This window comes from Thermostichus sp. MS-CIW-23 (genome assembly GCF_054059455.1).
The window spans coordinates 1-1,044 of sequence record NZ_JBSSCC010000085.1; the positions used below are offsets into that span (position 1 = coordinate 1).

Annotated in this window: 1 protein-coding gene; it reads left to right on the forward strand. The window is 52.5% G+C overall.

Annotated elements, in window-relative coordinates:
* Nucleotides 1–164: 164 nt before the first annotated feature.
* Nucleotides 165–983 (forward strand): hypothetical protein, encoded by an 819-nt coding sequence (locus tag ACVW0B_RS14330; protein ID WP_457491992.1) that lies wholly within the window; start codon nt 165–167, stop codon nt 981–983.
* Nucleotides 984–1,044: the final 61 nt, after the last annotated feature.

The window sequence follows — 1,044 nt, forward strand, 5'->3', positions numbered from 1 at the left end:
TTCTGCCATTTGTTTTCATCTAAAAAAACCAACTTCATCCTCTTTCCTCTATAAATTATTCTCTCTATCCTAACATAAGATCAACACGACCTAGACCTGCCGCGGCTGGAGCTGTATGTGGAAGAGGGGTTTGGGGATCCCTGTGCCCTGTGCAGCAGAAGGGAGTGCCCGAGCGAATTCACGAGGTGAGAGGGGAGCCAGCCAGTTGGCCTAGTTTTGATGCTGTGGTGTGCACAGCTGAGGACTTGCAGCGGCTGGGGCGGCCTGTGAGGGCTAACTTTGCTTTTGTCTTGGCAGAGGACCACCAACTTCTTTTGGCCAATGCCAGTAAGTTAATGGAAGCAGTGTTGACTGGCTTTGACTTTGGCAAACTCAGGTTTTCGGTAAAGCTCTACCCAGACACCGTTTTTTACGAGAGGACGTATCTTAACTTTCCTGTGTTTCTGTCTAGTCAGGTGCAGACGGTTATCGACATCGGAGCTGGGGTAGGCCTTGGTAGCGTTTGTTTTCGGGGTTTCTGCCCTGAGGCGGCCATTCATTGTTTTGAGGTGGATCCCTTGGCCTTGCACCTGCTGCAGCAGAATGCTCTTGGCCTGGGCAACTGCTTTGTGCATCCGGTGGGGCTAGCGGGGCAGGATAGCTGCAGAACCCGTCGCCTCTGGCCGGAGGATCCTCAGGCCGAGTGGGGAGTGGAGCAGCCGCTCCCTTTCCGGGAAGCTAGGGCAGCTCTCAAGGAGCTGGGTCTGGAGTTCATCGATGTGCTCAGGGTGGCTACAGGTGGAGAGGAGGTGGAGGTGTTGACCAGCTTGCAAGAGCAGCTCGAAGATATCAAGGTCATCTATGTGGAGTTTTGCTCAGAACAAGACCGCAAACAGATTGATCAGATGTTGGACCCTACCCATCTCCTCTGGCAGGAGGAAGTTTCTCAGGGTAACTACGGGTGCTTATGTTACAGCCTGTTAAGGGCTCAAGGGGTACAATAGCAGCACTTAGCAAACCAACTTCGGAAGGAGGATGGATTGATCAGTAGTAAAGAAGTCTTCA